The 13,591-nt window shown below is 68.9% G+C and carries 10 protein-coding genes; 2 read left to right on the top strand and 8 right to left on the bottom strand.

Annotation, left to right across the window (positions count from 1 at the left end; genetic code table 11):
• Positions 1–309, bottom strand: coding sequence for a 30S ribosomal protein S10 (rpsJ, locus tag ABD241_RS14600; protein ID WP_009775966.1), 309 nt, complete (start codon positions 307–309; stop codon positions 1–3).
• A 445-nt stretch (positions 310–754) separates the two neighbouring features.
• A complete protein-coding gene (locus tag ABD241_RS14595; RefSeq protein WP_344064040.1) occupies positions 755–2,059 on the bottom strand; it encodes a M18 family aminopeptidase in 1,305 nt (434 codons plus the stop codon).
• Between the two features lie 124 nt (positions 2,060–2,183).
• Between ABD241_RS14595 and ABD241_RS14590 the strand changes: the two genes are divergently transcribed.
• Both ABD241_RS14590 and ABD241_RS14585 read left to right on the top strand, forming a co-directional pair.
• Complete coding sequence (locus tag ABD241_RS14590) at positions 2,184–3,098, top strand: LLM class flavin-dependent oxidoreductase (RefSeq protein ID WP_344064037.1); 915 nt, start codon at positions 2,184–2,186, stop codon at positions 3,096–3,098.
• 27 nt (positions 3,099–3,125) lie between these two features.
• On the top strand, positions 3,126–3,878 hold the full coding sequence (locus ABD241_RS14585; RefSeq protein ID WP_344064034.1) for a DUF2785 domain-containing protein: 753 nt from the start codon (positions 3,126–3,128) through the stop codon (positions 3,876–3,878).
• A gap of 308 nt (positions 3,879–4,186) precedes the next feature.
• On the opposite strand, the gene tuf is transcribed toward ABD241_RS14585, so the two are convergent.
• From tuf to ABD241_RS14555, 6 genes are all read right to left on the bottom strand, one after another.
• Positions 4,187–5,383 carry an elongation factor Tu gene (gene tuf / locus ABD241_RS14580; protein ID WP_142181385.1) on the bottom strand — a complete coding sequence of 399 codons (1,197 nt, stop codon included), beginning with the start codon at positions 5,381–5,383 and terminating at the stop codon, positions 4,187–4,189.
• Positions 5,384–5,486: 103 nt separating this feature from the next.
• Positions 5,487–7,604 (bottom strand): elongation factor G, encoded by a 2,118-nt coding sequence (fusA, locus tag ABD241_RS14575; RefSeq protein WP_344064030.1) that lies wholly within the window; start codon positions 7,602–7,604, stop codon positions 5,487–5,489.
• Positions 7,605–7,733: 129 nt separating this feature from the next.
• On the bottom strand, positions 7,734–8,204 hold the full coding sequence (rpsG, locus tag ABD241_RS14570; RefSeq protein ID WP_030194180.1) for a 30S ribosomal protein S7: 471 nt from the start codon (positions 8,202–8,204) through the stop codon (positions 7,734–7,736).
• Positions 8,204–8,578 carry a 30S ribosomal protein S12 gene (gene rpsL / locus ABD241_RS14565; RefSeq protein ID WP_020143255.1) on the bottom strand — a complete coding sequence of 125 codons (375 nt, stop codon included), beginning with the start codon at positions 8,576–8,578 and terminating at the stop codon, positions 8,204–8,206. The genes rpsG and rpsL overlap by 1 nt, the downstream gene beginning before the upstream one ends.
• A gap of 364 nt (positions 8,579–8,942) precedes the next feature.
• A complete protein-coding gene (locus ABD241_RS14560) occupies positions 8,943–9,539 on the bottom strand; it encodes a hypothetical protein (RefSeq protein ID WP_344064027.1) in 597 nt (198 codons plus the stop codon).
• A gap of 145 nt (positions 9,540–9,684) precedes the next feature.
• Entirely contained in the window at positions 9,685–13,584 is a 3,900-nt protein-coding gene (locus ABD241_RS14555; protein ID WP_344064024.1) for a DNA-directed RNA polymerase subunit beta', read from the bottom strand.
• Between the last annotated feature and the right edge of the window lie 7 nt (positions 13,585–13,591).

Genomic DNA, 13,591 nt, shown 5'->3' with positions numbered 1-13,591 from the left:
TCAGAGCTTGATCTCGATGTTGACGTCCGCCGGCAGGTCGAGACGCATCAGCGAGTCGACGGCCTTGGGCGTCGGGTCGATGATGTCGATGAGGCGCTTGTGCGTGCGCATCTCGAAGTGCTCGCGGCTGTCCTTGTACTTGTGGGGCGACCGGATGACGACGAACACGTTCTTCTCCGTCGGCAGCGGGACCGGGCCCACCACGGTCGCGCCGGCGCGCGTCACTGTGTCAACGATCTTCCGGGCCGAGTTGTCGATGACCTCGTGGTCGTACGACTTCAGCCGGATGCGGATCTTCTGTCCCGCCATCTGATGAACGTCTCTCTCTCGCTTCTGACTACCGGTTCCCTTGGCCATCCGACCCCCGAGGTCGGGCGTGTCGCGCCCGCTCCGCGGTGAAAGGTGCACGCCTCAGTGCCACTCTCGTGTGGATTGCCCGGCCGAACCGGGTGGCTTGCGCTTCCCTCGGGCCTCCGAGAGGAGTCCGGGCGAGTCCCCGTCAGGAGGCTCTCAAGGGGCGGCGCCACCGACATGGGTCAGCGACGCGCGTCAAGCAACCTGAACAGTGTGCCAGAGCCCGCACCGCACTATCAAATCGAGGCGGAGTGCCCCGACACGTCCGGAGAAGCGGCGCGTCGCCCGCCGGGCGGGGTGCCAGGTCTGTCCGGGAACGCCCGAGGACGTATGCCGTCGGCCACCTGCGCGATCCGCCCTCCCCCGCTCTCCAGCGGGAACTCCACCACCGCAAGGGCGCTCAGGCCGGCGCGAGGAAGGCGCTCAGCGCGGCGGCATACATCGCCGGGTCCTCGGCGCCCATGAGCTCGCGCGTGCTGTGCATCGAGAGCAACGCCGCGCCGAAGTCGACCGTCGTCGCGCCCGTCAGCGACGAGGTGACCGGGCCGACGGTGGACCCGCACGGCAGGTCGCTGCGCGTGACGAAGGTCTGCATCGGCACGCCCGCCTGCTCGCAAGCCAGGCGGAACGCCGCCGCACCGACGGAGTCGGTCGCGTAGCGCAGGTTGGTGTTGACCTTCAGCACCGGGCCGCCGTTGACGCTGATCTGGTGCATCGGCTCGTGGCGCTCGGCGTAGTTGGGGTGCGTCGCGTGCCCCATGTCGCCCGAGGCGATGACCGTCGCGGCGAGGGCACGCCAGTAGTCGTCACGCGTGCCGCCACCGGCCGCGACGATGCGCTCGAGCACCGACGGGAGCAGCGTCGAGGTCGCGCCGCGCTCCGAGGTGCTGCCGATCTCCTCGTGGTCGAACAGCACGAGCACCGGCACGTGGGACGGCTCGGTGGCCACGGCGTCGAGCAGGGCCCGCACCCCGGCATACGACGTCGCGAGGTTGTCGAGCCGCGGTGCGGCGATCAGCTCGCGGGAGCGGCCCAGCCGCGCCGACGGCTGCACCGGGTGCGTCATGACGTCCCACGAGAGGACGTCCTCGTGGTCGACGCCGACCTGCTCGGCGAGGTAGCCGACAAAGTCGCCGGGCTCGTCGCCGAGGCCCCACAGCGGCTCCATGTGGGCCTGCTTGTTGAGGGTCAGCCCGTCGTTCTGGCTGCGGTCCAGGTGGATGGCCAGCTGCGCCACCCGCAGCAGGGCCTCCCGCCCGTGGAAGGTGCGCGACTCCACCCCGCCGGCCCCGCGGACGGCGACGCGGCCGGCCAGGCCGAGGTCGCGGTCGAGCCAGGAGCTGAGGATCAGGCCGCCGTAGGACTCGACGCCGAGCAGCTGCCAGCCGACCCGCGAGTGGTCGGGGTTGGGCTTGATCCGCAGGTTGGGGCTGTCGGTGTGCGCCCCCACGACCCGGAAGCCGGCCGCCGGGCCCGAGCCGGCACCGTGCGCACCGGTGGTGTCCCAGGCGATGAGCGACCCGCCGCGCACGAGGTAGTGGCGACCGGGCTCCGTGGGCCAGGCCTGCGCCTCGACCACCTCGGTGAAGCCCTCCGCCGCGAGCCGCGCCGCCGCCTGCTCGCACGCGTGGAACGGGGTGGGCGAGGCGTCGACGTAGTCGATCAGGCCCTGGGCTTCGGTCTCGGTGTCGAACGAGTGCGCCATGGCTCCCGACCCTACTGGGCGGCTCGGCAGACCAGCGCATCGGCCACACGCGCCGAGCCACCGCCCTCGACCTGTCGTCCACGCGGCAGGATCGGGACATGGCGATGAGTCGAGGAGATGCCCGGTGAGCCGGGCGGTGAAGGTCGGGGTGCAGCTCCCCGAGGTCGAGCGCCGGGTCGAGTGGCCGGAGCTCGTGACGATGGCACGTACCGCGGAGGACGTCGGTCTCGACTCCGTCTGGCTCGGCGACCACCTGCTCTACGACCTGCCCGGTGGTGTCGCACGAGGCCCCTGGGAGGCCTGGACGTCCCTGGCCGCGCTCGCCGCCGTCACCACCCGGGTGGAGCTCGGACCGCTCGTCGCGTCGACGAGCTTCCACGCACCGGCCATGCTCGCCAAGATGGCTGCCACCGTCGACGCGATCTCCGGTGGACGGCTCGTGCTCGGGCTCGGCGCCGGCTGGAACGAGCGCGAGTACGCCGCCTACGGCTTCCCCTTCGACCACCGGGTCGGCCGCTTCGAGGAGGCGTTCGCCATCATCCGCAGCCTCGTGCGCGAGGGTCGGGCCGACGCCCACGGCAGCTACTACGACGTCACCGACTGCGTCCTCGACCCCGGGCCGGTGCGACCGGGTGGGATGCCGCTCATGCTCGGGTCGACGAGCCCGCGGATGATGCGCATCGGGCTGCCGCACGTCGACCTCTGGAACACGTGGTGGAGCGACTACGCCAACTCCCCCGCCGAGTTCGCGCGGCTCAAGGCCAAGGTCGACGCGGCGACGGCCGCGGCGGGACGGGACGCGGGAGACGTCGGCGCCACCGCCGCCGTGTACGTCCAGTTCCCCGGCGGAGCAGGCCGGGTCATGGGCGACTCCGGGTATGCCGCCTCGGTCGTCCCGGTCCACGGCGAGCCCGCGGCCATCGCCGAGCACCTCCACGCCATGGCCGAGGCGGGAGCCGTCCACGTCCAGCTCGTCCTCGACCCCATCACCGTCGACACCATCGCCCAGGTCGGCCGCGCCGCAGCCCTCCTCGACTGACCGCGCACGGGTGAGAGGATCGCCGCCATGCCCGACACGCTGCGCGACCTGGTCGACGACCTCGCCTCCCCCGACCCGGTGGTTCGCGACGAGCGGGCGTATGCCGGCCTGGTCCAGCTCGTGGGCAGCGCTGACCTGAGAGCGCACGACCGCACCTGGCTGGCCGCCGCCATGCTCGAGCGCCTGCGCCACGCACGCATCGAGGCCCGCGCCTTCGCCCCGCTCGTCCTCGCCGCGCTCGTGCAGGCCGGCGACTTCGAAGCCGCCTGGGTCCCCGCGGTGGCCGCGTGGTACGTCGAGGAGCAGGACCTGCGCGGCCACGACCCAGAGCTGGGCTGGCTCCACGCCGTCGCCCACGGCGCCGACTTCTTCGGCACCTGCGGGGCCGCCGGCGTCGCCGACCCGTCCGCCCTGCTCGACGCCCTCGCGGGTCGCCTGGTCGCGTCGACCGACTTCGTGTGGCGCGACCAGGAGGACGACCGGGTCGCCCACGCCCTGGCCCTGGTGCTGACCCACCCCGACGTCGACGAGACCACCGCCACCAACTGGCTGCACCACATCCGTCGCCTCTTCGCCTCCGGCTCCCCCGGTCCCGTCCCGCCCGAGGCGAGCAACACGATGCGGACCCTGCGTTCCCTGCACGTCGCCCTGAGCCAGCAGCCCCTTCACCGAGGCGAGCCCGTGACCGTCGCGCACACCGACCTCGTACGCGAGGAGATCGCCACCGTCCTCCACGAAGTCACCCCCTGGTCCTGGCGCCCCCTCCCTCGTCGCGCCTAGGCGAGTCCCGGGGCCGTGCGCACTTCTGGGGGCCAGGTTCCCGAAGACCCCTCACGCCCGCGCCGGTGGGAGCCAGCCGCATACGACAAGGAGCGAGGGGCCTGACGGCGGGAGCGGCATCGGCGGCGGCCAGGTGTCGCTGGGAGGCCACGCGACCGCATACGGCCGCCGACGCTCCACGCCGCGAGCGTCGGCGGGCGCGTCGCGACGGCCCAGCGCAACGGCCCCGCGAACATGCGGCAGGGCCCGCCCCGCCGAAGCGGAACGGGCCCTGCCGGTACTGCTGGTGCTGCAGGTGCAGCGTCAGATCACTTGAGGATCTTGGTGACGCGACCGGCGCCGACCGTGCGGCCACCCTCACGGATGGCGAACTTGAGGCCGTCCTCCATGGCGATGGGCTGGATCAGCTCGACGCGCATGTCGGTGTTGTCGCCGGGCATGACCATCTCGGTGCCCTCGGGCAGGTGGACGACACCCGTCACGTCCGTGGTGCGGAAGTAGAACTGCGGGCGGTAGTTGTCGTAGAACGGCGTGTGACGGCCGCCCTCGTCCTTGGACAGGATGTAGACCTGAGCCTCGAACTCCGTGTGCGGGGTGATCGAGCCGGGCTTGACGACGACCTGGCCGCGCTCGACGTCCTCGCGCTTGGTGCCACGAAGGAGCAGGCCGACGTTCTCACCGGCGCGACCCTCGTCGAGGAGCTTGCGGAACATCTCGACACCGGTGACGGTGGTCTTGGCCGGCGGGCCGGTGTGGATGCCGACGATCTCGACCTCCTCGTTGACCTTGAGGACACCGCGCTCGATACGGCCGGTGACGACCGTGCCACGACCGGTGATCGTGAAGACGTCCTCGACGGGCATGAGGAACGGCTTGTCGATGTCACGCTCGGGCTCCGGGATGGAGGTGTCGACGGCGTCCATGAGGTCGAGGACCGACTGGCCCCACTTCTCGTCGCCCTCGAGCGCCTTCAGCGCCGAGACCTGGACGACCGGCAGGTCGTCACCCGGGAACTCGTACTGCGACAGGAGCTCACGGACCTCCATCTCGACGAGCTCGAGGATCTCCTCGTCGTCGACCATGTCGGCCTTGTTGAGCGCCACGACGATGTAGGGAACGCCGACCTGGCGGGCCAGGAGGACGTGCTCCTTCGTCTGCGGCATGGGGCCGTCGGTGGCGGCGACCACGAGGATCGCACCGTCCATCTGGGCCGCACCCGTGATCATGTTCTTCACGTAGTCAGCGTGGCCGGGGCAGTCGACGTGGGCGTAGTGGCGGCCCTCCGTCTGGTACTCGATGTGCGCGATGGAGATGGTGATACCGCGCTGGCGCTCCTCGGGAGCCTTGTCGATGTCCTCGAACGCGAACTGGGGGTTCAGGTCCGGGTACTTGTCGTGCAGAACCTTGGAAATCGCAGCCGTCAGCGTCGTCTTGCCGTGGTCGATGTGACCGATGGTGCCGATGTTGACGTGCGGCTTGGTCCGCTCGAACTTTGCCTTCGCCACTGTGGTCCTCCTCAGGACTTTCTAGTGTTACGCCGTACGACCAGGGCAGGACGTGGCGCGATGGGGTGGATTCCGATGGAAGAGACTACGGGATGGCCCGCAGTCACTCCCCGCGGGTCTTCTTGATGATCTCCTCGGCAACGGCCTTGGGGACCTCTGCGTAGGAGTCGAACTCCATGGAGAAGCTCGCGCGGCCCTGCGTCTTGGAGCGCAGGTCGCCGACGTAGCCGAACATCTCGGACAGCGGGACGAGGCCCTTGACGACCTTGGCGCCGCTGATGTCCTCCATGCCCTGGATCTGGCCACGGCGGGAGTTGATGTCACCGATGACGTCGCCCATGTAGTCCTCGGGCGTACGGACCTCGACGGCCATCATCGGCTCGAGCAGGACCGGGTCCGCCTTCTTGATGGCCTCCTTGAAGACCATCGAGCCGGCGATCTTGAACGCCATCTCCGAGGAGTCGACGTCGTGGTACGCGCCGTCGACGAGCGTCGCCTTGATGCCCACGAGCGGGTAGCCGGCGAGCACGCCGTACTGCATCGCGTCCTGGATACCGGCGTCGACCGACGGGATGTACTCGCGCGGCACGCGACCACCGGTGACGGCGTTGACGAACTCGTACAGCGAGCCGTCCTCGGTCTCGCCCAGGGGCTCGAAGGTGACCTGCACCTTCGCGAACTGGCCGGAACCACCGGTCTGCTTCTTGTGGGTGTAGTCGTACTTCTCGACCGCGCGACGGATCGTCTCACGGTAGGCCACCTGCGGCTTGCCGACGTTGGCCTCGACCTTGAACTCGCGCTTCATGCGGTCGACCAGGATGTCGAGGTGCAGCTCGCCCATGCCGGCGATGATCGTCTGGCCCGTGTCCTCGTCGAGGTGCACCTGGAAGGTGGGGTCCTCGGCGGAGAGCTTCTGGATGGCCGTGGAGAGCTTCTCCTGGTCACCCTTGGTCTTGGGCTCGATGGCGACCTGGATGACCGGGTCGGGGAAGGTCATCGACTCGAGGACGATCTGGTCGTTGGCGTCCGACAGCGTGTCGCCGGTCGTCGTGTCCTTGAGGCCGATGGCCGCGTAGATGTGGCCGGCCTGGGCGTCCTCGACCGGGTTCTCCTTGTTGGCGTGCATCTGGAAGAGCTTGCCGATGCGCTCCTTCTTGCCCTTGGTCGAGTTGATGACCTGGGTGCCGGCGGAGACGTGCCCGGAGTAGACGCGGATGAAGGTCAGCGTGCCGAAGAACGGGTGCGCGGCGACCTTGAAGGCCAGGGCCGAGAACGGCTCGTCCTTGCTGGGCGCACGGGTCAGCTCGACCTCCTCGTTGCCCGGCTTGTGGCCGATCATCGGGGGGACGTCGAGCGGCGACGGGAGGTAGTCGACGACGGCGTCGAGCATCGGCTGCACGCCGCGGTTCTTGAACGCGGAGCCGCAGAACACCGGGTAGATCTCGGAGTTCACGGTCAGCTTGCGGATGCCGGCCTTGAGCTCGTCGACGGTGAGCTCCTCGCCGCCGAGGTACTTCTCCATGAGCTCGTCGTCGGACTCGGCGACGCGCTCGACGAGGGCCATGCGGTACTCCTCGGCCTTCTCCTGCAGGTCGGCCGGGATCTCCTGGATCTCGTACTTGGCGCCCATGGTCACGTCGCCCTTGGCGTCGCCGGGCCACACGAGGGCGCGCTTGTAGACGAGGTCGATGACGCCGACGAAGTCGTTCTCGGCACCGATCGGGAGCTGCATGACGAGGGGCTCCGCACCGAGGCGGTCCTTGATCGTCTGCACGGTGAAGTAGAAGTCGGCGCCGAGCTTGTCCATCTTGTTGACGAAGCAGATGCGCGGCACGTCGTACTTGTCGGCCTGACGCCACACCGTCTCGGACTGCGGCTCGACACCCTCCTTGCCGTCGAACACGGCGACGGCACCGTCGAGGACGCGCAGCGAGCGCTCGACCTCGACCGTGAAGTCCACGTGTCCGGGGGTGTCGATGATGTTGATCTGGGTGCCCTCCCAGAAGGAGGTCACGGCGGCAGACGTGATCGTGATGCCGCGCTCCTTCTCCTGCTCCATCCAGTCGGTCGTCGACGCACCGTCGTGGGTCTCACCGATCTTGCGGTTGACACCGGTGTAGAAGAGGATGCGCTCCGTCACCGTGGTCTTGCCAGCGTCGATGTGCGCCATGATGCCGATGTTGCGGACCTTCTTGAGGTCCGTCAGGACGTCGAGTGCCACGTCAGGTTTCTCGTCTCATTCGTCGAAAGTGAATCTCGGGGCGCCGGGCCTCGTCGCAGGGACGGGCGGGCGCGTGCCCGGTCGGTATGCCGTGGAGCGGGCTCCCCGGCATACCGACCGGACCGCTGGTCACCAGCGGTAGTGCGCGAAGGCCTTGTTGGACTCGGCCATCTTGTGGGTGTCCTCGCGGCGCTTGACAGCGGCACCGAGGCCGTTGCTCGCGTCGAGGATCTCGTTCATGAGGCGCTCGGTCATCGTCTTCTCGCGGCGCTGGCGCGAGTAGCCGACGAGCCAGCGCAGGGCGAGCGTGGTCGAGCGGTTGGGCTTGACCTCGATCGGCACCTGGTAGGTCGCGCCACCGACGCGACGGCTCTTGACCTCCATGGCCGGCTTGACGTTGTCGAGCGCACGCTTGAGCGTGGCGACGGGGTCGGTGCCGGTCTTCTGGCGGCAGCCCTCGAGGGCGCCGTAGACGATCGTCTCGGCGATCGACTTCTTGCCGTCGAGGAGGATCTTGTTGACGAGCTGCGTGACGAGCGGGCTGGAGTAGACCGGGTCGACGACGAGCGGGCGCTTCGGAGCGGGTCCCTTACGAGGCATCAGCTCTTCTCCTTCTTCGCGCCGTAACGGCTACGAGCCTGCTTGCGGTTCTTGACACCCTGGGTGTCGAGCGTGCCGCGGACGATCTTGTAACGCACACCCGGGAGGTCCTTCACACGACCGCCACGCACGAGCACGATCGAGTGCTCCTGCAGGTTGTGGCCGACGCCGGGGATGTAGGCCGTGACCTCGATGCCGGAGCTGAGGCGCACACGGGCGACCTTGCGCAGGGCGGAGTTCGGCTTCTTGGGGGTGGTGGTGTACACGCGGGTGCACACGCCGCGGCGCTGGGGCGAGCCCTTCAGCGCCGGGGTCTTGGCCTTGCTGGCCTTGTCCTGGCGGCCCTTGCGGACCAGCTGGTTGATGGTAGGCAACCTGGTTACTCCATAACGGTGGTTGTCGGTCGTCCCGGAGGACGGCTCCTTGGCTGTTCGGCGCCTCGACCCCCGAGGTCGGGTGTGTCGGTACCGGTTCTCTCCCCTGCACTCCCCTCCCTCACGTCCGCCGCACGGCGTTCGGTCAGGAAGGTTGCCCGGCGAGAGGGGTGCTCTGGACCGCAGTGATGCCACGCCCACCGGAGGTGGTCGAACAGGGCACCGAGGCCGTCATCGCGCATGCCTGAGTACATGTCTCAGACACAGTGTTCAAGCGTACCGGGGCGCGGCACGCCGACCAAATCGGTAAGAGTGGCCAATGCCGCCCTGGTGCGGTATGCCGGTTTGCCGCCGTGCCTGCAGGTCAGCCCAGGCGCCAGTCGCCGGCATACATGTGCAGCACCGGCACCCCGAGCGTCTCGCGGGCCTTGGAGGCCCAGTCGGTGTGGAAGGTGTCCTCGACGGCGTGCGGCTCGGTCACGACGACGACCTCGCGGGCGCCGAGCCGGGCCACCTCCTCGACGAGGGTGGGCATCGGGTCGTCGCCGGTGATCTCGCCGGTGACGACGACGTTGTGCCGCTGGAACTCCGCCATCGACTCGGAGAGGGCGGTGCTGGCGTCGGCGTGGGCCTCGTCGCGGTCGACGGGCTTGAGCGCGTCGAGCGCCTCCCGCATCTCGAACAGGCTCAGGTGGTCGAGGAACGAGCTCAGCAGGTTGCGGTCGGTGTCGGCCGGCACGAGGACCCGGTAGGACGGGGCCTCCTCCTGGTGCAGGGTGACGATCTTGTCGACGTCGACCGGCTTGAGGGCCTCTTCCGTGAGCACGAGGATCGTCGGGGCGGGGCCGCTCTCGGCGTCCTGCACACCCGCCGGGACGGTCTCGTCGTCCGAGGGAGCGGGTTCGACGTCCGGGGAGGCGGGCTCGGTCGCGTTCGGCGCAGCGGCCGTGGGCTCGGTCATGCCGCCACCCTACCGAGGCCGTCGTCACGACGCTCCGGCGGCAGGTGGCCCGAGAAGGCCGAGGGCCGGCTCCCCTGTCGGGGAGCCGGCCCGGCGGCATACGTGGTGGTCACCGGCGGCCGCTCGCGCGGCCACCGGGAACCGGTCAGAACTGGTCGAGACCGAGAGCCTCGTCGTCGAGGCGGATGGCCTCGCCGGTGCCCGAGCCGAAGCCTGCATAGTCGTAGGCGTCGTAGCTCGGCAGCGAGTACATCGCGGCCTTGGCCTCCTCGGTGGGCTCGACCTTGACGTTCCGGTAGCGGGGCAGGCCCGTGCCGGCAGGGATGAGCTTTCCGAGGATGACGTTCTCCTTGAGGCCGAGCAGCGGGTCGGACTTGGCCTCCATGGCGGCCTGCGTGAGCACGCGGGTCGTCTCCTGGAAGGACGCGGCCGACAGCCACGACTCGGTCGCCAGCGAGGCCTTGGTGATGCCCATGAGCTCGGGACGACCGGCAGCCGGGCGGCCACCCTCTGCCATGACGCGACGGTTCTCGTCCTCGAAGCGACCCCGCTCGGCGAGCTCGCCGGGCAGCAGGTCGGCGTCGCCGGCCTCGATGATCGTCACGCGACGCAGCATCTGGCGCACGATGACCTCGATGTGCTTGTCGTGGATCGACACACCCTGCTGGCGGTACACGCGCTGGACCTCGTCCACCAGGTGCTTCTGCGCAGCGCGCGGGCCGAGGATGCGAAGGACCTGCTTGGGGTCGATCGCGCCCTGGACCAGCTTGGTGCCGACCTCGACGTGGTCGCCGTCACCGACGAGCAGGCGCGAACGCTTGCTGACCGGGTACGCGTGCTGCTCGGAGCCGTCGTCGGGCGTGAGCAGGATGCGACGGGCCTTGTCGGTGTCCTCGATCTCGATGCGGCCGGTGGCCTCGGCGATCGGGGCCACACCCTTGGGGGTGCGGGCCTCGAACAGCTCGACCACACGCGGGAGACCCTGCGTGATGTCGTCGGCCGCCGCGGCGCCACCGGTGTGGAAGGTACGCATCGTCAGCTGCGTGCCGGGCTCACCGATCGACTGTGCCGCAATGATGCCGACGGCCTCACCGATGTCGACGAGCTTGCCGGTCGCCAGCGAACGGCCGTAGCACTTCGCGCACGTGCCGACCTTGCTGTCGCAGGTCAGGACCGAGCGGACCCGGACCTCGTCGACGCCGGCGGCGTAGAGCGCGCCGATGACGACGTCACCGAGGTCGATGCCGGCCTCGGCCAGGACGGTGCCGTCGGGGCCGACGACGTCCTCGGCGAGCGTGCGGGCGTAGACCGAGGCCTCGACGACCTCGCTCAGCGTGCGCGTGCCCGTGGTCTCGTTGACCTGGGCGATCGGCAGCTTGAGGCCACGCTCGGTGCCACAGTCGTCCTCACGGATGATGACGTCCTGCGACACGTCGACGAGACGACGCGTCAGGTAGCCCGAGTCGGCGGTACGAAGCGCCGTGTCGGCCAGACCCTTGCGGGCACCGTGCGTCGAGATGAAGAACTCGAGCACCGTGAGGCCCTCACGGAAGTTCGCCTTGATCGGGCGCGGGATGATCTCGCCCTTCGGGTTGGCCATCAGGCCTCGCATACCGGCGATCTGGCGGATCTGGAACCAGTTACCACCAGCACCCGAGGACACCATCCGGTAGATGGGGTTCGTGCGCGGGAAGTTGGTCTCCATCTCCTTGGCGACCTGGTTGGACGCCTGCGTCCAGATCTCGACGAGCTCCTGGCGACGCTCGTCGTCGGTGATGAGGCCTCGCTCGTACTGGGTCTGGACCTTGGCGGCCTTGGTCTCGTAGCCCTCGAGGATGTTCGTCTTGTTGTCCGGCGTCGTGACGTCGGAGATCGCGACGGTGCAGCCCGAGCGGGTGGACCAGTGGAAACCGGCCTCCTTCAGGGCGTCGAGGGACGCGGCCACCTGGACCTTGGAGTAGCGCTCCGCGAGGTCGTTGACGATCGCCGACAGGCGCTTGCGGTCGACCGGCCGGTTCTCGAACGGGTAGTCGACCGGCAGCGTGTCGTTGAAGATCGCGCGGCCGAGCGTCGTCTCGAGCGTGAGGCTCGGGACGAGGCCACGCTCGTCGGCCTCGACACCCTCGGGCAGCTCGTAGCCGGCCGGGGGCACCGCGTCCGTCAGGCGCAGCTTGATCGCCGAGCCGAGCAGGATCTCGCCACGGTCGAAAGCCATGCGGGCCTCGGACGGGGACGAGAACGCGCGACCCGCACCCGGGCCGCCGCCGTCGACGGCGTCGGTCAGGTGGTAGATGCCGGTGATCATGTCCTGGGTCGGCATGGTCACGGGGCGACCGTCGGCCGGCTTCAGGATGTTGTTGCTCGAGAGCATGAGGATGCGGGCCTCGGCCTGCGCCTCAGCCGACAGCGGCACGTGGACGGCCATCTGGTCACCGTCGAAGTCGGCGTTGAAGGCCGAGCAGACGAGCGGGTGGATCTGGATGGCCTTGCCCTCGACGAGCTGCGGCTCGAACGCCTGGATGCCGAGACGGTGCAGCGTGGGTGCGCGGTTGAGCAGCACCGGGTGCTCGGTGATGACCTCTTCGAGGACGTCCCACACGACCGGGCGGGCACGCTCGACCATGCGCTTGGCCGACTTGATGTTCTGCGCGTGGTCGAGGTCGACCAGGCGCTTCATCACGAACGGCTTGAACAGCTCGAGCGCCATCTGCTTGGGCAGGCCGCACTGGTGCAGCTTCAGCTGCGGGCCGACGACGATGACCGAACGGCCGGAGTAGTCGACACGCTTGCCGAGCAGGTTCTGGCGGAACCGGCCCTGCTTGCCCTTGAGCATGTCGGACAGCGACTTGAGCGGACGGTTGCCGGGACCCGTGACCGGGCGACCACGACGGCCGTTGTCGAAGAGGCTGTCGACGGCCTCCTGGAGCATGCGCTTCTCGTTGTTGACGATGATCTCGGGGGCACCGAGGTCGAGCAGGCGCTTCAGGCGGTTGTTGCGGTTGATGACGCGACGGTAGAGGTCGTTGAGGTCCGAGGTCGCGAAGCGGCCACCGTCGAGCTGCACCATCGGGCGCAGGTCCGGCGGGATGACCGGGATCGCGTCGAGGACCATGCCCGACGGGTGGTTCGTCGTCATCTGGAAGGCGTTGACGACCTTGAGGCGCTTGATGGCGCGGGTCTTCTTCTGGCCCTTGCCGGTGGCGATGATCTCCTGGAGGAGCTCGGCCTCGGCGTCGAGGTCGAAGGACTCGAGGCGCTTCTGGATCGCCGCGGCGCCCATGCCGCCCTCGAAGTACAGACCGAAGCGGTCACGCATCTCGCGGTAGAGGATCTCGTCGCCCTCGAGGTCCTGGACCTTGAGGTTCTTGAACCGGTCCCAGACCTGCTCGAGGCGCTCGACCTGCTGGTCGGCACGCTTGCGGATGTTGTTCATCTCGCGCTCGGCCTGGTCGCGGACCTTGCGCTTGGCGTCGGCCTTGGCACCCTCGGCCTCGAGCTCGGCGATGTTGCGCTCGAGCAGCTGCGCACGCGACTCGACGTCGGCGTCGCGGCGGTTCTCGATCTCCTTCTTCTCGACCTGGATCTGCGCCTCGAGCGACGGCAGGTCGGCGTGACGCTGGTCCTCGTCGACGGAGGTGATCATGTAGGCCGCGAAGTAGATGACCTTCTCGAGGTCCTTCGGGGCGAGGTCGAGCAGGTACCCGAGGCGCGACGGGACGCCCTTGAAGTACCAGATGTGGGTGACGGGGGCGGCGAGCTCGATGTGGCCCATCCGCTCACGGCGCACCTTGGCGCGCGTGACCTCGACGCCACAGCGCTCACAGATGATGCCCTTGAAGCGGACGCGCTTGTACTTGCCGCAGTTGCACTCCCAGTCCCGGGTCGGGCCGAAGATGCGCTCGCAGAACAGGCCCTCCTTCTCCGGCTTGAGGGTGCGGTAGTTGATGGTCTCGGGCTTCTTGACCTCACCGTGGCTCCACTGGCGGATGGAGTCGGCGGTGGCGAGGCCGATACGCAGCTCGTCAAAGAAGTTGACGTCGAGCACGTGGTTC

This window comes from Terrabacter lapilli, from assembly GCF_039531305.1.
GTDB lineage: Bacteria > Actinomycetota > Actinomycetes > Actinomycetales > Dermatophilaceae > Terrabacter > Terrabacter lapilli.
The sequence above is the reverse complement of the archived record's forward strand: the minus strand, read 5'-3'. Positions and strand labels throughout refer to the sequence as shown.

What these genes read in the sequence shown, in the direction of transcription:
- rpsJ (WP_009775966.1), bottom strand. Translation starts at nt 309, where the DNA reads ATGGCGGGACAGAAGATCCGCATCCGGCTGAAGTCGTACGACCACGAG.
- ABD241_RS14595 (WP_344064040.1), bottom strand. Translation starts at nt 2,059, where the DNA reads ATGGCGCACTCGTTCGACACCGAGACCGAAGCCCAGGGCCTGATCGAC.
- ABD241_RS14585 (WP_344064034.1), top strand. Translation starts at nt 3,126, where the DNA reads ATGCCCGACACGCTGCGCGACCTGGTCGACGACCTCGCCTCCCCCGAC.
- rpsG (WP_030194180.1), bottom strand. Translation starts at nt 8,204, where the DNA reads ATGCCTCGTAAGGGACCCGCTCCGAAGCGCCCGCTCGTCGTCGACCCG.
- ABD241_RS14560 (WP_344064027.1), bottom strand. Translation starts at nt 9,539, where the DNA reads ATGACCGAGCCCACGGCCGCTGCGCCGAACGCGACCGAGCCCGCCTCC.